A 19,433-nucleotide genomic window follows, 5' to 3' on the forward strand; every position below is an offset into this window, starting at 1 on the left:
CGACCAACCACCCCGGAGAGGCGGTGCCATGCGTACGGCCGTGGTGGTGGGCGCTGGCATCGGCGGCCTGGCGGCAGCCGGGGCGCTGGCCCGGTCCGGTTGGCAGGTCACGCTTCTGGAGCAGGCTGACCGGGTGCGGCCCGGCCGCACCGCGTTGGTGCTCTGGCCCAACGGCATCCGGGCGCTGAGGGCGCTCGGGCTCGGCGACGGGCTCGACGCGATCGGCACCCCGGTCGGTGAGACCGGCGTCCGGCGTCCCGACGGCCACTGGCTCGTGCAGCCCCGGCCGGTCGCGGCGCACCGGGCGCCGGTGGTCGTCCATCGCGAAGACCTGCACGACGCGCTGATCGCCGGCCTCGGCGACCGCATCGACATCCGCACCGGCGTCCAGGTCACCGACGCGCGCACCGGCGACAGCGAGCAGCCGGTGGTGGTCGCCGGCCGGCAGCCGTTCGGTGCCGACCTGGTGGTGGCCGCCGACGGCATCGACAGCGCGGTCCGGGCCCGCCTCGCGCCCGAGTCGGCCGTGGTCAGCTCCGGCTGCACCGCCTGGCGCGCCGTCATCCCGTGGTACCGGGCACCGAAGAGCCTCGCCGGCCGCCCGGCCGGCGGCGAGACGCTGGGCGCCGGCTACCGCTTCGTGGCCGCCTCGCTGGGCGAGCGCGGCTCCTCGGGCGGGTCCACCCGGGGCGGCGTCTACTGGGTCGCCACCGCCGCCGGCGCGCCCCGGCCGGAGCCGCGGGCCACCCAACTCGGTCTGCTCCGCCGCTGGTATGCCGGCTGGCCCGAGCCGATCGCCGACCTGCTCGAGGCGACCGAGCCCGACGACCTGGTGCAGCAGGAGGTGCGTGAGTTGCGCCCGCTGCCGCGCTCCTACTCGTTCGCTTCCGGGCCGGGCGGCGTGGTGCTGCTCGGCGACGCCGCCCACGCCATGCCACACCATCTCGGCCAGGGCGCCTGCCTCGCGTTCGAAGACGCGGCCACGCTGGCCGCCGCGGTCCGCGACACGACGCCCGGCCTCGCGTTGCGCCGGGCCATCGAGGGCTACGACCGGGAGCGCCGACCGCGCGCCGCGACGATGGTGCGGCAGACCCGGCGGATGTCGGCGGTCCTGCAGACCCGCGGCCGGCTCGCGCTGCGGGCCCGCGACGCGGCGCTCGGTCAGATCACCCCGCGCCTGCTCGGCAGCGCCGCGACCACCGCCGCACAGTGGCGGCCCCCCGCGTGACCGAGTGGTAAGCGGCCGAGCAACCCGGCCGAGGGGGCCGAACGTGCCATGACCCTGAGGCGGCCGGACGGGCAGACTACCGGCTACCGAAACAGGGGGTTCGTGCGTGGATGACGGCGGGTCAGGGGCGGGGGTCGACGGGCAACGCCCGGTCCGCGCCGAAGCCTGCCTGCTCGGCCCGGTCCGGCTGCTGGCCGACGGCGTCGAGGTGCCGCTGCCGGCGGCCGCGCGCGACCTGTTCGGCCTGCTCGCGCTCCGTCCAGGCGAGACGGTCCCGGCCGACCAGATCGGCGCGGCACTCTGGACGGTGCCGCGGCAGCGCGGTGCCGGTGCCGGCGAGCGGCTGGTCGCCGCCGCTGCCGCGCTGACCGAGTCGCTGGCCCACGCCGGCCTGGCCGACCTGCTCGGCACGGTGCCCGACGGGTACGTGCTGCGGCTGCCCGGCCGGGCCGTCGACGCCAGCCGCTTCACCCATCTGCTGCGCCGGGCCCGCGAGCTGATGACCGACGGCGACCTGGCCGGCGCGTCCGCCCGGTTCGCCACCGGGCTCCGGCTCTGGCAGGTCGACCTCGACGGCGACCCGCTGGCCGGCAGCGTGGTCAACCCGCTCGGCTGGGTGCAGGCCGAGCGCACCCGGCTGGTGCAGATGCGCGCCGCCGCGATCGAGGACCGCTGGGGATGCCTGCTGCGCCGGGTGGCCGCCGCGCTGACCGCCGCCGGCGCACCCGCGGCCGACCCCGACACGGTTGCGGAGGGCGCGGCCGCGATCACCGCCGCCGAGGACGCGGTCGCCGGCCTGGAGCACGCGCTCGACCGGCACCCGCTGCGCGAGCGGCTCTGGGAACTGTTGCTGACCGCGACCGCGTTCGCCCGCGGCCGCCGCGCGGCCGCCGCGGTCTACGACCGGGCGGTGCTCGCCGTGGCCGACAACCTCGGCGTCGACCCCGGCCGCCGGCTCGGGGAGATCGCCGCCCTGGTCCGCTCCGGCGGCCTGGCGAGTTGGTGGGAGCAGCCCGAGCCGTGCCCGGAACCGGCACGAGCGGTGGCCACGCCGACCCGCAGCGGGCTCCCGGTGCCGCTGACCCCGCTGATCGGCCGTGACCGGCTGGCCGGGCAGGTCAACGGCCGGCTCGCCGACGGGCGGTTGGTGACGCTGACCGGGCCGGGCGGCAGCGGCAAGACCCGGCTCGCCGTCGCGGTCGCGGCCGACCGCGGGCCGGTCTGGTTCGTCGACCTGAGCGTGGTCGACGAGCCGGGGCGGGTGGCCGTCGCGGTCGCCGCCGCCCTGGGCGTGCGCGACGAGCCGGGCCGGCCGATCGCCGACACCCTGGCCGGCGCGTTGGGCAGCGGCGACGGGCTGCTGCTGCTCGACAACTGCGAACACGTCGTCGCCGGCGCCGCCGAACTGGCCGGCATCCTGCTGGACCGGTGCCCGCGGCTGCGCATCCTGGCCACGAGCCGGGTCGCGCTGCGACTGCCGGCCGAGGTGACCGTGCCGGTGCCGCCGCTGGCCGGTCCCGCGCCGGAGGGCAGCCACACGATCGCCGGCCTGGCGGCCCACCCGGCGAGCCGGCTGTTCCTGGAGCGCGCCCGGGCCCGGGCCGGCCGCCCGGTGCCGGAGTCCGACGCCGACGCGGTGGCCCGGCTCTGCGCCGAACTCGACGGGCTGCCGCTGGCGATCGAGCTGGCCGCTGCGCGTACACCCGTGTTGTCGGTTCCTGAGATCGTCGCCCGGCTGCTGGCCGACCACAGCGTGCTGCGCAGCCCGGACCCGACCGCGCCGGCCCGGCACCGCACCGTGGCCGCCGCCGTCGAGTCCAGTGTGGACCAACTCGACCCGGCCGCCCGCCAGCTGTTCGACCGGCTGGCGGTGTTCGCCGGCGGGTTCGACGCGGAGGCGGCCGCGGCCGTCGCCGGCCCGGCCGCGGCCGAGGGACTCGTCGCCTTGGTCGAGGCGTCGCTGGTCGAGGCGCAACGGCCCGGTGCCGACCCGCGCTACCGGATGCTGATGCCGATCCACCGGCACGCGCTGGCCCGGTTGCGCGGCGCGGGGGAGGAGGGCGCGGCCCGGCGGGCGCACGCCCGGCATTTCCTCGCGCTGGCCGAGCGCGCCGGCGGCGGGCTGCGCGGCTCGGCGCAGGGCTGGTGGCTCGGCCGGCTGCGCCGCGAGTCGGCCAACCTGCGCGCCGCGATGGTCTGGCTGGCCGGGGCCGGGTCGGAACTGGAGCCGCACGGGGACCTGCGGCTGGCCGGCGCGCTGGCCAACTACTGCCGGCTGGAGGGCTACTACCGCGACGGCCGGGGCTGGCTGGTCGACGCGCTGGCCCGGCACCCGGACGCCCCGGCCGCGCTGCGTGCCCAGGCGCTCGCCGGCGCCGCGATGCTGTCGATGCTGCTCTGCGACTACCCGGCGGCGGCCGCGCACGCGGCGGCGGCCCGCACCGCCTGCCGTGCCGCCGGCGACCCGCTCGGCGAGGCCCGGGTCGAGCTCACCCTCGGCTCGGTGGCCCGGGAACGCGCCGAATACAAGGTCTCCGCCGCGCACCTCGACGCGGCCGCCCGGCTGTTCGCCGTGCACGGCGACGCCTGGGGGATCGCGCAGTCGGCGCTGTTGCGCGGCTTCACGGCTTGGCTCGGCACCGACCTCGACCGCGCGGAGCCGAAACTGCGCGCCAGCCTCGATGGCTTCGAGCGGCTCGGCGACCCGGAGGCGGCGGCCACCGCGCTGATGAACCTCGGTGCGGTCGCGCTCTACCAGGGCGACGCCGACCGGGCCGCGTCGCTGCTCGACAGCGCGCTCGACCGGTTCACCGCGCTGGCCTTCCCGGAGGGCCTGGGGTGGGCACACAACCTGCGCGGCCTGGTCGAGCTGCGGGCCGGTCGCACCGGCCGGGCGGTCTCCCACCTGACCCGCAGCCTGGCCACCCACCGCCAGGTCGGCGACCGGTGGCGCACGGCGAGCGTCCTGGAGGCGCTGGCCGAGGCGGCCCGGACGGTCGGCGCGGCCGAGCGCGGCGCCGCCCTGCTCGGCGCGGCGGCGACGATCCGCACCGAGCTGGGCACCCCGGTGCCGGCCTGTGAGCTGCACGAGCTGGCGGCGACGGCCGCCGGGTTGCGGGCGCTGCTCGGCGAGGACGCCTACGCAGCGGCGCACCAGGCCGGTCGGATCGCCAACATCGACACCCTGGTGACCACGTCTATCGAGCCCGTAGTGCCGGCCCTGCCGCGCGCCGCGACGGCCGAGCCCGGCTGATCGCGACCGGCTCCGCGACCTTCGCGATGCCCCCGCGGCACGACCCGGACGGCACGCGACCGGCATACCGTCGCTAGGCCGGCGCGGCCACCGGGGCGGGCTCGGCGATGCAGGCGGTACCGATCCGGCGGAAGCCGACGCTCAGGTAGACCCGGGCCACCTCGATGCTGCTGGCCGACAGGAACACCAGGCCGGCGCCGGACGCCAGGGCCTGCCGGGCCAGCGCCAGGGTCACGGCCGCGCCGAGCCCCCGGCGGCGGTAGGCCGGCAGCGTCGCCACGCCGGCGATCTCGACCACGTCGCCGGCCCGCATGCCGATGCCGCTGGCCACCGGGCCGGCGTCGGGCAACTCGGCCACGGCGGTGAACCGGCGGCCCTCGACGATCGCCCGGCGCTCCTCCTCGACGGCACCGGCGTCGAGCTCCACCCGGGTCGCGTCGCGCTCCGCGACGGCGCCGGTGCCGGTTTCGGTGCCCGGTGTGCCGAATCCCACTGCCGCCACCGCGCGGGACAACTCGGTGTCGGCGGCGAAGGTCGGCGCCTGCGGGTCGAGCAACCGGACGCCCGGCGCGGCGGCGGCGGGCAGCGCCGCCGGGTCGAGCACCATCAGCGGTGCCTCGAGCACCGCCAGCCCGGCCGAGCGGGCGACGGCGAGCAGGTCAGGGGTGGTCTCGTGGACCCATTCGAAGGCTTCGGGCAGGCCCAGCTCGCGTTGCCGGGCCCGGGCCGCCATCACGTCGGCGGCCGACGGCGGCTCGCTGGCGCCCAGGCGCGGACGGGCATAGAACGGCCAGCCCGCGCCGTCCCGGACGAACAGGACGAGGCCGCCGAACTCCTCCGCATGCGCGGTGAACCGGGGCAGGCCGTCGTAGAAGGCCTCGAGCCGGTGCAGGAGGGCAGGATCAGGGGTGGTCACCGCGCGAGAGTACACATCTCAGATCCTGGGCGTGTGATCAATACGTCCTGGCGGATGAGGGCCGCTATTCACGTAAACTCAGAAGACCCAGCAGGGCCGACGTCGTCCCGAATCTGCAATCTGTGTGACCAGACGACCGTGGAGGCCCGGTGGCACTGCCGCATCCCCAGGGTTTATACGACCCGGATTTCGAGCGCGACTCCTGTGGCGTCGCGTTCGTCGCCGACCTCGCCGGCCGCCGCTCCCACGATGTCGTGGCGAAGGGGCTCTCGGCGCTGTGCCGGCTCGATCACCGGGGCGCCCGAGGCGCGGAGCCCAACACCGGCGACGGCGCCGGCATCATGATCCAGGTGCCCGACGAGTTCCTCCGGGCCACCGTCGACTTCACCCTGCCGCCGGCCGGCTTCTACGCGACCGGCCTGGTGTTCCTGCCCACCGAAGACGCCGAGGCCGCCCAGGCCGTCACCGTGGTGGAGAAATACGCGATCGTCGAGGGTGCCGAGGTGCTCGGCTGGCGCGACGTGCCGGTCGACCCCGAGGGCCTGGGCACCACCGCCGAGTTGGTCCGGCCGCGCATCCGGCAGGTCTTCCTGGCCGCCCACCGGCTGCACGACGGCCCCGACGGCCCGGCCGGCACCCCGATCAGCGGGCTCGACCTCGACCGGGTCGCCTTCTGCGTACGCAAGCAGGCCGAGCGCGAGACCGCCGAGCGCGGCATACCCGCCTACTTCCCGAGCCTGTCCGCCCGCACCCTGGTCTACAAGGGCATGCTCACGCCCGACCAGCTGCCCGCGTTCTTCCCCGACCTGACCAACCGCCGGGTCCGCAGCGCGATCGCCCTGGTCCACTCCCGGTTCTCGACGAACACCTTCCCGTCGTGGCCGCTGGCCCACCCCTACCGCTTCATCGCGCACAACGGCGAGATCAACACCATCCGCGGCAACAAGAACTGGATGAACGCCCGCGAGGCGCTGCTCGCCACGCCGAAGCTGCCCGGCAACATCCGCCGGCTGTTCCCGGTCTGCACGCCGGCCGCCTCCGACTCGGCCAACTTCGACGAGGTGCTCGAACTGCTCCACCTCGCCGGCCGCGAGTTGCCGCACGCCGTGCTGATGATGATCCCGGAGGCGTGGGAGAACGACACCGCGATGGACCCGGCCCGCCGGGCCTTCTACCGCTTCCACGCGAGCCTGATGGAGCCCTGGGACGGGCCGGCCAGCGTGGCCTTCACCGACGGCACCCTGGTCGGCGCCGTGCTCGACCGCAACGGGCTGCGCCCGGGCCGCTGGTGGCGCACCGCGGACGGCCTGGTCGTGCTGGGCAGCGAGGCGGGCGTGCTCGACCTCGACCCGAGCACCGTGGTCGCCAAGGGCCGCCTCCAGCCGGGCCGGATGTTCCTGGTCGACACCGCCCAGGGCCGGATCGTCGAAGACGACGAGATCAAGGCCGACCTGGCCGCCGCCAACCCCTACGACGACTGGCTGCACGCCGGCCTGATCGACCTCGAAGACCTGCCGGTCCGCGAGCACATCGTCTACACCCACGACTCGGTGCAGCGCCGGCAGCAGACCTTCGGCTACACCGAGGAAGAGCTCAAGATCCTGGTCGGCCCGATGGCCCGCTCCGGCGCCGAGCCACTCGGCTCGATGGGCACCGACACCCCGATCGCGCCGCTGTCCACCCGGCCGCGGTTGCTCTACGACTACTTCCACCAGCTCTTCGCCCAGGTCACCAACCCGCCGCTGGACGCGATCCGAGAAGAGCTGGTGACCAGCCTGTCGTCGACCATCGGCCCGGAGGGCAACCTGCTCGAGCCGGGCCCGGCGAGCTGCCGGCAGATCGTGTTGCCCCGCCCGGTGATCGACAACGACGAGCTGGCCAAGCTGCTCTCCGTCGACGACGACGGCGACCTGCCGGGCTTCAAGGCGGTCCGGGTCTCCGGTCTCTACCCGCTGCGCAACGGCGCCGCCGGCATCAAGGCCCGGCTCACCGAGATCTGCCGGCACGTCTCCGAGGCGATCGAAGACGGCGTCCGCGTGCTGGTCCTCTCCGACCGCGACTCGACCGCCGACCTCGCGCCGATCCCGTCCCTGCTGCTCACCGCGGCCGTCCACCAGCACCTGGTCCGCGAGCAGACCCGCACCCAGGTCGCGCTCGTCGTCGAGTCCGGCGACTGTCGCGAGGTGCACCACGCGGCACTGCTCATCGGGTACGGGGCCGCCGCGGTCAACCCCTACCTCGCCTTCGAGTCCGCCGAGGACCTGATCGCGACCGGCGCGCTGGTGGGCGTCGCCCCGGCCGAGGCGATCCGCAACTACGTCAAGGCGCTCAGCAAGGGCGTGCTCAAGATCATGTCCAAGATGGGCATCTCCACCGTCTCCTCGTACTGCGGTGCCCAGGTCTTCGAAGCCGTGGGTCTGGACGACCGGCTGGTCCAGCGCTACTTCGCCGGCACGCCCGGGCGGATCGGTGGCGCCCGGCTGGCCGACATCCACGCCGAGATCGCGGCCCGGCACGCCCGCGCCTACCCGGCCAACGAGGCCGAGCGCAGCCACCGGCGGCTCGACGTCGGCGGCGAATACCAGTGGCGCCGCGAGGGCGAGCTGCACCTGTTCAACCCGGAGACGGTCTTCCTGCTCCAGCACGCCACCCGCAGCCGGCGCGACGACATCTTCGCCCGCTACACCGCGACCGTCGACGGGCTGGCCGAGAAGGCCGGCTCGCTGCGTGGGCTGTTCCGGCTGCGCACCGGCGACCGGCCGCCGGTGCCGATCGACGAGGTCGAGCCGGTCAGCGCGATCGTCAAGCGGTTCGCCACCGGCGCGATGTCCTACGGCTCGATCTCCGCGGAGGCACACGAGACGCTGGCGATCGCCATGAACCGGCTCGGCGGCAAGTCCAACACCGGCGAGGGCGGCGAAGACGTCGAGCGCCTCTACGACCCGTCGCGCAGGTCGGCGGTCAAGCAGGTGGCCAGCGGCCGGTTCGGCGTCACCACCGAATATCTGGTCAACGCCGACGACCTGCAGATCAAGATGGCGCAGGGTGCGAAGCCGGGCGAGGGCGGGCAGCTGCCCGGCAACAAGGTGTGGCCGTGGATCGCCAAGACGCGCTACGCCACCCCGGGCGTCGGTCTGATCTCGCCGCCGCCGCACCACGACATCTACTCGATCGAAGACCTGGCGCAGCTCGTCCACGACCTCAAGATGGTCAACCCGGCCGCCCGGGTGCACGTCAAGCTGGTCTCCGAGGTCGGTGTCGGCACGGTCGCGGCCGGCGTCGCCAAGCTCAAGGCCGACGTCATCCTCATTTCCGGGCACGACGGTGGCACGGGCGCCAGCCCGCTCAACTCGCTCAAGCACGCCGGCACGCCGTGGGAGCTGGGCCTGGCCGAGACACAGCAGACGCTGCTGCTCAACGGCCTGCGTGACCGGGTCACGGTGCAGGTCGACGGCCAGCTCAAGACGGGGCGCGACGTGATCGTGGCGGCGCTGCTCGGCGCCGAGGAGTTCGGCTTCGCCACCGCGCCGCTGATCGTCTCCGGCTGCGTGATGATGCGGGTCTGCCACCTCGACACCTGTCCGGTCGGCATCGCCACGCAGAACCCGAAGCTGCGCGAGAAGTTCACCGGCAAGCCGGAGTTCGTCGAGACGTTCTTCGAGTTCCTGGCCGAAGAGGTCCGCGGCTACCTGGCCGAGCTCGGCTTCCGCACCATCGACGAGGCGGTCGGCCACGCCGAGCTGCTCGACCTGGCGCCCGCGATCGACCACTGGAAGGCCAACGGCCTCGACCTCTCGCCCGTGCTGCACGTGCCCGACCTGCCCGCGGGCGCGGCCCGGCGGCGCGTCCAGGAGCAGGACCACGGCCTGGCCAAGGCGCTCGACAACGAGCTGCTGACGCTGGCCGCGCCGGCGCTGGCCGACGGCACCCCGGTGCGGGCCACCGTCGCGGTCCGCAACGACCAGCGCAGCGTCGGCGCGATGCTGGGCGGCGCGGTCGCCCGGCGGTTCGGCGGCGACGGGCTGCCCGACGACACCATCGAGCTCGACCTGGTCGGCACCGGCGGCCAGTCGTTCGGCGCGTTCCTGCCGCGCGGCGTGACCATCCGGCTGCACGGCGACGCCAACGACTACGTCGGCAAGGGACTGTCCGGCGGCCGGGTCGTGGTGCGGCCGCACGTCGACGCGCCGTTCGACGCGGAGACCCAGATCATCGCCGGCAACACCATCCTCTACGGCGCGACCGGCGGCGAGCTGTTCCTTCGTGGCCGGGTCGGCGAGCGGTTCGCCGTGCGCAACTCCGGCGCCACCACGGTGGTCGAGGGCGTCGGCGACCACGGGTGCGAATACATGACCGGTGGCACCGTCGTGGTGCTCGGCCCGACCGGGCGCAACTTCGCCGCCGGCATGTCCGGCGGCACCGCCTACCTCTGGCAGGCCGACGAGTCGCGGGTCAATTCCGAGCTGGTCGAGCTGGCCCCGCTCACCGACGACGAGCAGGTCACCGTGCAGGCGCTGGTGCAGCGCCATTTCGAGGAGACCGACTCGGCCGTCGCCGAAGACCTGCTCAAGCGCTGGCCGGAAGCGGCCCGCGAGTTCACCGCCGTCGTGCCGCGCGACTACAGGCGCGTCATGTCGGCGATCCGGGCCGCCGAGGCTGCCGGCCATGACGTCGACACGGCTGTCATGGAGGTAGCACGTGCCTGATCCGCAAGGTTTCCTGCGCCACGACCGCCAGCTCCCCGGGCGGCGGCCGGTGCCGGTCCGCATCCAGGACTGGCGCGAGGTCTACTCGTCGGCCGACGACGGGCTGATCCGCGAGCAGGCCACCCGCTGCATGGACTGCGGCATCCCGTTCTGCCACCAGGGCTGCCCGCTGGGCAACCGCATCCCGGACTGGAACGACCTGGTCCGCACGGGCCAGTGGGCCGGCGCGGCCGAGTCGTTGCACGCCACCAACAACTTCCCGGAGTTCACCGGGCGGCTCTGCCCGGCGCCCTGCGAGGCGTCCTGCGTGCTCAGCATCGCCGGCGGCGCGCCGGTGACGATCAAGCAGGTCGAGGTCGAGATCGCCAACCGGGCGTTCGAGCTCGGCCTGGTCACGCCGCAGCCGGCCGGGCACTCGTCCGGCAAGCGGGTCGCGGTGGTCGGTTCGGGTCCGGCCGGCCTGGCCGCGGCGCAGCAGCTGGCCCGGGCCGGGCACGCCGTCACGGTCTTCGAGCGCGACGACCGGGTCGGTGGGCTGATGCGGTTCGGCATCCCCGACTTCAAGCTGGAGAAGGAACACATCGACCGGCGGCTCGAGCAACTCATCGCCGAGGGCGTGGCGTTCGAGACCGGCGTCAACGTCGGCGTCGACGTGACCGCCGACCAGTTGCGCGCCGAATACGACGCGGTGCTGCTGGCCTGTGGCGCGCTGCTCAGCCGCGACACGCCGGCGACACCCGGGCGCGGGCTGCGCGGCGTACACCTGGCCATGGATCATCTCGTGCCCGCCAACCGGGTCGCCGCCGGGCTGCAGCCCAGCACGCCGATCGACGCCAACGGCAAGCACGTCGTGATCATCGGTGGCGGCGACACCGCGGCCGACTGCCTGGGCGTGGCCCACCGGCAGGGCGCCGCGGCGGTCTACCAGCTCGACCTCTACCCCGAGCCGCCCGCGGTCCGCGACGAGGCCCGCGACCCGTGGCCGACCTGGCCGTGGATCCTGCGCAACTACCCGGCACACGAGGAGGGCGGCGAGCGCGACTTCGCGGTCGGCGTGCAGGAGTTCGTGCACGACGGCACCGGCGCGGTGCGGGCCGTGCGGATCGCCGAGGTGTCGGTGACCAAGGTCGACGGTCACCGCCGCATCCACGTCGTGCCGGGCTCCGAGCGCGAGCTGCCGGCCGACCTGGTGCTGCTGGCCATCGGTTTCGACGGCACCGAGCCGCAGCCGCTGCTCGACCAGTTCGGGATCGACCGCAACGCGCGTGGTGCGATCGACGCCCGTTCCGATTGGCAGACCGGCACCGACGGCGTGTTCGTGGCCGGCGACATGCACCGGGGCGCTTCGCTGATCGTCTGGGCGATCGCGGAGGGCCGGGCGGCCGCTTCGGCGATCCACTCCTACCTGGGTGGCGAGGGCGAGCTGCCGACACCGATCGATCCGGCCGCGCAGCCCCTCGCAGCGTGATCCACAGTCATTAACTGAATACGCTACGTGTTCGAAAATCGGCCTTCGTCGTGCATCACCCGAGATGCCGGCGTTCAGGTCGCGCGAGTAGGCTCGCCAACGGTCACCGACGGTAGATGACGGCGGTGACGGCAACTGTTCGGATTCCCGACAGAAGCCGGTTACGAGGACGATCCGGGAAAGAGACTAGCCTCATGGGCGTGACACGCCGCGCGAAAATTGTCTGCACGCTTGGGCCCGCAACCGCCTCACCGGAGCGGATTCGCGGTCTCGTAGACGCCGGGATGGACGTGGCACGGCTCAACTTCAGCCACGGCGACCACGCCGACCACGAGGCGGTCTACAAGCTGGTGCGCGAGGCCGCCGACGCGGCCGGCCGCGCGGTCGCGGTTCTCGCCGACCTGCAGGGCCCCAAGATCCGGCTCGGCCGCTTCGCCGACGGCCCGCACGAGTGGCGCACCGGCGACTCCGTGGTGATCACCAGTGACGACATCCTGGGCACCGCCGACCGGGTCTCCTGCACCTACAAGAAGCTGCCGCAGGAGGTCAAGCCCGGCGACCGGTTGCTGATCGACGACGGCAAGGTCGCGGTCGAGGTCACCGAGGTCACCGGCAACGACATCCGGGTGCTGGTCATCGAGGGCGGCCCGGTCTCCAACAACAAGGGCATCTCGCTGCCCAACGTCGCGGTGAGCGTGCCGGCGATGTCCGACAAGGACACCGAAGACCTGCGCTTCGCCCTGCGCCTGGGCTGCGACCTGGTGGCGCTGTCCTTCGTGCGCTCGCCCGACGACGTCAAGCTGGTCCACAACGTGATGGCCGAGGTCGGGGTGCACCGCCCGGTGCTGGCCAAGGTGGAGAAGCCCGAGGCCGTCGAGCGGCTCGACGAGATCGTCGACGCGTTCGACGGCATCATGGTCGCCCGCGGCGACCTCGGCGTCGAGCTTCCGCTCGACCAGGTGCCGCTGGTGCAGAAGCGCGCCGTGCAGATGTGCCGCGAAGACGCCAAGCCGGTCATCGTCGCCACCCAGATGCTCGACTCGATGATCGAGAACGCCCGCCCGACCCGCGCCGAGGCCTCCGACGTCGCCAACGCGGTGCTCGACGGCGCCGACGCCCTGATGCTCTCCGGCGAGACCAGCGTGGGCAAATACCCGGTGCTCGCGGTCAGCACGATGGCGAAGATCATCTCGACCACCGAGGGCGGCGGCATGCCGGTGCCCCGGCTCCAGCACGACCCGCGCACCCACGGCGGCGCGCTCACCATCGCCGCCTCCAACGTCGCCCGCGCCGTCGGCGCCAAGGCGATGGTCGCGTTCTCGCAGACCGGCGACACGGTCCGCCGTCTCGCCCGGCTGCACTGCGAGCTGCCGCTGCTGGCCTTCACCCCGGTCTCCGAGGTGCGTGCCCAGCTGGCGCTGAGCTGGGGTGTGGAGACCTTCCACATGCCGTTCGTGCAGCACACCGACGACATGTTCCGCCAGGTCGACCAGGCGCTGCTCGGTCTCGGCCGGGCCGAGCCGGGCGACTACGTGGTGGTCGTCGCCGGCAGCCCGCCCGGCACCCCGGGCTCGACCAACACGCTGCGGGTCCACCTGATCGGCTCGCTCGTCGACCCCGCGACCGTGGCCCGCCAGGCCCCGTGACCGGCGACGTCCCCATGCCCGAGGGCGTGGCCTCCGGGCAGGCGGCCGTCGACTACCTAATCAGCCTGCTCGACCTCGAGCGGCGCGACGACCACACGTTCGTCGGCATCACCCCGGTCGTCGGGCTGCAACGGGTCTACGGCGGCCACGTGGCCGCCCAGGCGTTGGTTGCCGCGGGCCGCACGGTCGACCCGAGCCGCACGGTGCACTCGCTGCACGGTTACTTCGTGCGGCCGGGCGAGTCCGGCCAGCCGATCGAGTACCAGGTCGAAAACATCCGCGACGGCCGTTCGTTCTCGGTCCGGCGCTCGGTGGCCGTCCAGAACGGCAAGACCATCTTCTTCATGTCGGCGTCGTTCCACCGCCACGAGGACGGTCTCGACCACCAGGCCCCGGCGCCGCTCGCGGTGCCCGGCCCCGAAGAGCTGCCGACGATGCGGCAGAAGCTGGCCCGCTATCCCGAGCGGCTCGGCATCTGGACCGCGGCGCCGTGGCCGCTCGACGTCCGCTACGTCGGCGAGCCGGGCTGGGTGCCGCCCGGCGACCGGCTGCCCGACCCGCACCAGCGGGTATGGATGCGGATCGACGGCAAGCTGCCCGACGACCCGCTGCTGCACGCCTGCGCGCTGGCCTACGCGTCCGACATGACGCTGCTCGACTCGGTGCTCTCGGTGCACGGCGAGGTCTGGGGCCCGGGCGGGGTGATCGGGGCCAGCCTCGACCACGCGCTCTGGTTCCACCGCCCGTTCCGGGCCGACGAGTGGTTCCTCTACGACTGCTGGAGCCCGTCCGCCTCGGGCGGCCGCGGCCTGGCCACGGGCCGGATGTTCACGGCCGGCGGCGCCAACATCGCGACGGCGGTCCAGGAGGGCCTGCTCCGCCGCGTGGGTGCATGATCGATTCGTTTCTACCCACCCGATAGGCTTAGTGCCATGCGATTGTCCGCACGGGTCGACTACGCGCTACGCGCGATGGCAGAACTGGCCGCGGCGGCGGACCGGCAGGCCGACGGCCCGGTGCCGATGACGGCGGAGCAGGTGGCCAAGGCGCAGGACATCCCGCCGAAGTTCCTGGAGAGCATCCTGCTGCAGACCCGCCGGGCGGGCCTGGTGCACGCCCAGCGCGGCCCGGAGGGTGGCTACTGGCTGGCCCGGCCGGCCCGCGAGATCACGCTGGGGCAGGTGATAAGGGCGATCGACGGCCCGCTGGCCAACGTCCGCGGCCAGCGCCCGGAAGATCTGGGCTACGTCGGCGCCGCGGCGGCGTTGCAGGAGGTCTGGATCGCCCTGCGGGCCAGCGAGCGCGAGATCCTCGACCTGGTCTCGATCCACGACGTGGCGACCGGCAAGCTGCCCGACCGGGTACGCGACCTGTCGGCAGATCCTGCCGCCTGGGCCTGACCGGGCTGCTGTCGGTTAGGCCCACGACGGTCCGGAGGTCGCATCTCGGACCGCCGCGGGTACGCACATCGAACCATCTCCGGCCCGCGTCCGATCCTGTTTGACCGCTTGCGTCTGATCGCCGCCCCCGCGCCCGAAGTCCCCGCCGTCCCTTTCGGCCCAGCTAGCGGCCCGCCGCGGCGGACGGGTGTGCGTGTTGCCAATAGGCGACACCCTCCATCGGGTGGGGCGCATTTGGCGGCAGCGCGAACCGGTGCCGATGAGGCTGCCGCGCACGGCGCTGGCGAACGCCAACGCGATCTGGCCGTCGTGCAAGGCGCTGGCGATCGCCAACGCGATCTGGCCGTCGTGCAAGGCGCTGGCGAACGCCAACGCGATCTGGCCGTCGTGCAAGGCGCTGGCGAACGCCAACGCGACCTGGCCGTCGTGCAAGGCGCTGGCGAACGCCAACGCGACCTGGCCGTCGTGCAAGGCGCTGGCGAATTCTGCAGACGACCGTTGGGGTGGGCGCGGCGCCCGCGCGGGGCGCCCAGCGGTTCGCCGCAGCCAAGCTCTCCGGCACGATCTGGCCGCCGACGGCCGCCAGCCACCGCGGGCGGGCTCGTCCTTGTGACTATCGTCGCCGACCGGAACCGGATCGCGCTGATCGCGATCTTCGGCCCGGCTCGGTTAGGGCCGGCGGGCAAACGGGCGGCAGTAGCCCCAGCCGGCGGGGAGGATGGGTTCCGCCGCGCGGGAGCGGGGGAGTTAGCTGTCCGCGGCCTGGTCGGCCAGCAGTTCGGTCGCGGTGGTGGCGATCAGCTCCCAGACGGCGTCCACATGGGACTGGGTGGTCTGCGGAGCTCCGACGGCCAGGCGCAGGACGTAGTTGCCGTTGACCTTGGTGTGGGTCAGGTAGAAGCGGCCGTCGGCGTTGACGCGTGACAGGAGGGCCTCCGACTGGGCGTCGCCCGCCTTCAGGCGGAAGCAGACCAGGGAGAACGGGTGCGGGGCCACGATCTCGAAGCGGTCGTCGGCGGCGACCTTCGCCGCGAAGTGCTGGGCCAGGGAGACGCCCGACCGGATGTGGTCGCGGAGGCCCTCGGCGCCGTACCAGCGCAGCACGAACCACAGCTTGAGCGAGCGGAACCGGCGGCCGAGCGGCACGCCCCAGTCGCGGTAGTCGATCACCGCGCCGGACTCCGTGGCCACGTTGCGCAGGTATTCGGGCATCACCGTCAGGGCGGACACCAGGGCCTCGCGGTCGGCCACCCAGAAGGCGTCGCAGTCGAAGCCGGTCAGCAGCCACTTGTGCGGGTCGAAGCAGTAGGAGTCGGCGTACTCCAGGCCCGCGTGGCTCCAACGCAGCTCCGGGCAGACCGCGGCCGCGCCCGCGTAGGCGGCGTCGACGTGCAGCCAGACGCCGAACTCCTGGCAGACGCGGCCGATCTCGGGCAGTGGGTCGACCGCGGTGGTCGACGTCGTGCCGATCGTCGCCACCACGACCGCCGGGCGGGCGCCCGCGGCCACGTCGGCCGACAGGGCGGCCCGCAGCGCGGTCGGGTCCATCGCCAGGGTGGCCGGGTCGACCTCGATCTGCCGGACCCCCGAGGAACCGATGCCCGCGATCCGGGCGGCCTTCTCGATCGACGAGTGACCCTGGGTCGAAGTGTAGACCGTGTAGCGCGTGCCGCCGAGCCCGTCGGTGCGCCACGCGCCACCGCCGGCCCGGTGCAGGCCGGCCAGCGTCGCCACCAGCGCGGCCGACGACGCCGAATCCTGGATGACCCCGCCGCCGGTGGACGTCGAGCGGAACCGCCGCGGCAGGTCCAGCAGCGAAGCCAGCCAGTCGAGCATGACCGTCTCGACCTCGGTCGCGGCCGGGCCGGTGGCCCAGAGCATGCCCTGCACGCCGAGCCCGGCGCCGACCAGGTCGGCGAGCACGCTCGGGCCCGACGTGTTGGCCGGGAAATAGGCGAAGAAGCCCGGATGCTGCCAGTGCGTCATCCCGGGCAGCACCACCCGGTCGAGGTCGTCGCGCAGCCCGGCGAAGCCGTCACCCGATGCCGGCGGCCCTGACGGCAGCCGCGCGGCCACGGCCCCGGGCGGGTCGGTCGGCCGCACCGGGAGGGAACCGACCGACTCCCAGTAGTCCGCCACCCAGTCGACCAGGTCGTGCCCGTGCCGGCGGAACTCGTCGGCGCTCATGTGCGCTGCCATGGCACGAGTCGATCAAGCATCACCCCCGGAGCGCAACACGGTCGCAAAGAACGCGGCTATGTCGCCGGCCACCAGGTCGGGCTCTTCGACCGCGGCGAAGTGCCCGCCCCGCGGAAACACCGTGCGGCGCCGGACGTCATAGAGCCGGGACGACCACGACGGCGGCGGCACCCCCTCGGGCACGAACTCGTTGGCGAACACGGCGATCGCGGTCGGGACGACCACCCGATCGCGCGGGCCGGGCGCCGACCCGTGCCAGCGGTTGTCGTAGTAGTCGCGCAGCGACGTCGTGATCGACCCGGTCGCCGAGTAGATGGTGAGCAGCGTGAGCAGGAAATCGCGCCCGAACCGGCCCGACACGTCGCCGGCGGTGTCGCCCCAGGCCCGCCACTTCTCCACGATCCACGCCGCCAGCCCGGCGGGGGAGTCGGTCAGCCCGTAGCCCAGCGTCTGCGGTCGGGTGCTCTGGATCGCCGAATAGCCCCGCTCCGTGCTCTCCCACGCGGCCACCTGCTCGGCGTAGGCCCGCTCAGCCGCCGTCAGCGGCGCCGACCCGGGCCCGAGGTAGGGCGCGACCTCCGGCGTGGTCAGGTGGATCCCGATGACCCGCTCGGGCGACGTGAGCGCCATCCAGGTCGCCACCCCGGCACCGAAGTCGCCGCCCTGCGCGCCGTAGCGCGAATAGCCCAGCGCGCCCATCAACCCGTGCCACAGCCCGGCGACGTCGCGCGTGGTGACGGCACGAGCGGGACGCGGCGTGAAGCCGTAGCCGGGCAGCGACGGCACGACCACGTCGAACGCCGGCCCCTCGATGCCGTGCGCCACCGGGTCGGTCAGCCGCCCCACCAGCGGCAACAACTCGACGAACGCGCTCGGCCACCCGTGCGTCAGGATCAGCGGCACGCCACCGGCGCCACCGGCCGCCCGCTGGTGCACGAAATGGAGGTCGACCCCGTCAACCGAGGCGACGAACTGCGGATACGCGTTCAGCGCGCGCTCCGCGGCCCGCCAGGAGAACCCGGACTCCCAGTGGGAGACCAGATCGCGCAGGTAGACGAGATCGGTGCCCTGCTCCCAGGGCGGCCCGGGTGCGGGCGGCGGCCACCGCGTGGCCCGGATCCGGGCCCGCAGGTCGTCGAGCACGTCGTCGGGGACATCGACGAGAAATGGCCGCGTCATGGGCAGGACGCTAAACCTAGGGTGTGACGGTGAAGCTGACCCCGCTCGACGACGCGCTCACCGAGCGCCTACTGACGGTAGCGATGAGCGATGCCACACCCGAAGAGGTCATGCCGCCCGTCGAGGGCCCGCCGGGCTGGACGGAGGGGCGCCAGGAGTTCTTCCGGGCGTTCCACCGCGAGCGCCGGCCCGGCCTGGACGGCCCGTTGCGCACGGTGATGTTCGCGATCGAGACCGACACCGGCGTCATCGGCATGATCCGAATGACACTTGACGACGACGGCACGGCCGAGACCGGCATGTGGTTGGCACGATCGGCCCGCGGCCGGGGCCTGGGTACCGAAGCGCTCCGTACCCTCCTCGACGAAGCCAGAGCCGCGGGCGCGCGTACCGTCAGAGCCGATACCACGCCCGGCAACAAGGCCGCGCTGGCGGTGCTGGGCCGCACCGGCGCGGCGCTGGTGCCGGACGGCGACAAGGTCTACGCACGGCTGGAGCTCGACTCGTGAAGGTCACCATCGTCACCGGCGCCTCCCGCGGCATCGGCGCCGCCACCGCCCGCCGCCTCGCGACAGCGGGGCACGCCGTCGCGGTCGGCTACCGCAGCGACGCCGAGGCCGCGGCGAAGGTGGTCACCGAGATCACCGGGGCCGGGGGCCAGGCCCATGCGATCCCGGTCGAGACCGCCGACGCCGCACAGGTCGAGAAGCTCTTCGCCGAAGCCGCCGAGCTGCTCGGCCCGGTCACCGGGCTGGTCAACAACGCCGGCGTGGGCAGCCGCATCGGCCGCTTCGCCGACCTCGACGAGGCCGACCTGCGCCGGGTCGTCGAGGTCAACGTCGTCGGCGCCATCCTCTGCGCCCGCGAGGCGGCCCGCCGGATGACCGAAGGCGGCGCGATCGTCAACGTCTCCTCGGCCGCCGCCACGCTGGGCAGCCCGTTCGAATACCCCCACTACGCCGCCAGCAAGGCCGCCCTCGACGCGCTCACCGTCGGCCTGTCGAAGGAGCTCGGCCCCGATGGGATCCGGGTCAACACTGTGTCACCGGGGATCATCTACACCGACTTCCACGGCAGCCAGAGCGGCGAGCCCGGACGCCCCGACCGGCTCGGCCCGGGGTCACCGCTCGGCCGCGCCGGCCAGCCCGAGGAGGTCGCCGCCGCCATCGCCTGGCTGCTCAGCGACGAAGCGTCCTATGTGACCGGTGCGACGATCCGGGTCGCTGGCGGACGGTGACGTTACTCAAACGTTATATGGAAATACATCACGCTACCCTTGTCTTCACATTGATCCACAAGGGTTAATCGACAGGCAGCGACCCTTCAACCCGGGTATTCGGTCTTCGGCGAGCCGAGCATCCGGGCCATCACCGCATACGGAGGAGTGCCTTCGTGCCCGTCAATCGCCGATCTCTCAGACCGCTGATCAGCCTCGCAG

Annotated in this window: 13 protein-coding genes; 10 read left to right on the forward strand and 3 right to left on the reverse strand. The window is 73.5% G+C overall.

Annotated elements, in window-relative coordinates:
* Positions 1-28 precede the first annotated feature (28 nt).
* Together AB0J74_RS00380 and AB0J74_RS00385 are read left to right on the forward strand one after the other, a co-directional pair.
* Positions 29-1,228, forward strand: a complete 1,200-nt coding sequence (locus tag AB0J74_RS00380) for an FAD-dependent monooxygenase (RefSeq protein WP_363442601.1) — start codon at positions 29-31, stop codon at positions 1,226-1,228.
* Between the two features lie 106 nt (positions 1,229-1,334).
* Positions 1,335-4,481 (forward strand): BTAD domain-containing putative transcriptional regulator, encoded by a 3,147-nt coding sequence (locus tag AB0J74_RS00385; protein ID WP_363442604.1) that lies wholly within the window; start codon positions 1,335-1,337, stop codon positions 4,479-4,481.
* A 73-nt stretch (positions 4,482-4,554) separates the two neighbouring features.
* Here the strand turns inward: AB0J74_RS00385 and AB0J74_RS00390 are convergent, their stop codons facing one another.
* A complete protein-coding gene (locus AB0J74_RS00390) occupies positions 4,555-5,397 on the reverse strand; it encodes a GNAT family N-acetyltransferase (protein ID WP_363442607.1) in 843 nt (280 codons plus the stop codon).
* A gap of 149 nt (positions 5,398-5,546) precedes the next feature.
* On the opposite strand from AB0J74_RS00390, the gene gltB reads away from it, so the two are divergent.
* The 6 genes from gltB (at position 5,547) to AB0J74_RS00420 (ending at position 15,230) form a co-directional block, all read left to right on the forward strand.
* The gene (gene gltB / locus AB0J74_RS00395) at positions 5,547-10,103 is read left to right on the forward strand and encodes a glutamate synthase large subunit (protein ID WP_363442610.1); all 4,557 of its coding nucleotides are present in this window, start codon (positions 5,547-5,549) and stop codon (positions 10,101-10,103) included.
* Positions 10,096-11,571 (forward strand): glutamate synthase subunit beta, encoded by a 1,476-nt coding sequence (locus tag AB0J74_RS00400; RefSeq protein WP_363442613.1) that lies wholly within the window; start codon positions 10,096-10,098, stop codon positions 11,569-11,571. The genes gltB and AB0J74_RS00400 overlap by 8 nt, the downstream gene beginning before the upstream one ends.
* A 194-nt stretch (positions 11,572-11,765) precedes the next feature.
* Entirely contained in the window at positions 11,766-13,217 is a 1,452-nt protein-coding gene (gene pyk, locus AB0J74_RS00405) for a pyruvate kinase (protein WP_363442616.1), read from the forward strand.
* Positions 13,218-13,231: 14 nt separating this feature from the next.
* Positions 13,232-14,113 (forward strand): acyl-CoA thioesterase II, encoded by an 882-nt coding sequence (locus AB0J74_RS00410; RefSeq protein ID WP_363443989.1) that lies wholly within the window; start codon positions 13,232-13,234, stop codon positions 14,111-14,113.
* Between the two features lie 36 nt (positions 14,114-14,149).
* Positions 14,150-14,617 (forward strand): Rrf2 family transcriptional regulator, encoded by a 468-nt coding sequence (locus tag AB0J74_RS00415; protein ID WP_363442619.1) that lies wholly within the window; start codon positions 14,150-14,152, stop codon positions 14,615-14,617.
* Positions 14,618-14,840: 223 nt separating this feature from the next.
* The gene (locus AB0J74_RS00420; protein ID WP_363442622.1) at positions 14,841-15,230 is read left to right on the forward strand and encodes a hypothetical protein; all 390 of its coding nucleotides are present in this window, start codon (positions 14,841-14,843) and stop codon (positions 15,228-15,230) included.
* Between the two features lie 134 nt (positions 15,231-15,364).
* Here AB0J74_RS00420 and AB0J74_RS00425 read toward each other — a convergent pair whose 3' ends face one another.
* Both AB0J74_RS00425 and AB0J74_RS00430 read right to left on the reverse strand, forming a co-directional pair.
* Entirely contained in the window at positions 15,365-16,816 is a 1,452-nt protein-coding gene (locus tag AB0J74_RS00425; protein ID WP_363442625.1) for a pyridoxal-dependent decarboxylase, read from the reverse strand.
* A 12-nt stretch (positions 16,817-16,828) separates the two neighbouring features.
* On the reverse strand, positions 16,829-17,995 hold the full coding sequence (locus AB0J74_RS00430) for an epoxide hydrolase family protein (RefSeq protein WP_363442628.1): 1,167 nt from the start codon (positions 17,993-17,995) through the stop codon (positions 16,829-16,831).
* 83 nt (positions 17,996-18,078) lie between these two features.
* On the opposite strand from AB0J74_RS00430, the gene AB0J74_RS00435 reads away from it, so the two are divergent.
* The gene (locus AB0J74_RS00435) at positions 18,079-18,504 is read left to right on the forward strand and encodes a GNAT family N-acetyltransferase (RefSeq protein ID WP_363443992.1); all 426 of its coding nucleotides are present in this window, start codon (positions 18,079-18,081) and stop codon (positions 18,502-18,504) included.
* Positions 18,501-19,232 (forward strand): glucose 1-dehydrogenase, encoded by a 732-nt coding sequence (locus tag AB0J74_RS00440; protein ID WP_363442631.1) that lies wholly within the window; start codon positions 18,501-18,503, stop codon positions 19,230-19,232. The genes AB0J74_RS00435 and AB0J74_RS00440 overlap by 4 nt, the downstream gene beginning before the upstream one ends.
* The last annotated feature ends 201 nt before the right edge of the window (positions 19,233-19,433 follow it).

Source organism: Asanoa sp. NPDC049573 (assembly GCF_040676615.1).
Taxonomy (GTDB): domain Bacteria; phylum Actinomycetota; class Actinomycetes; order Mycobacteriales; family Micromonosporaceae; genus Asanoa.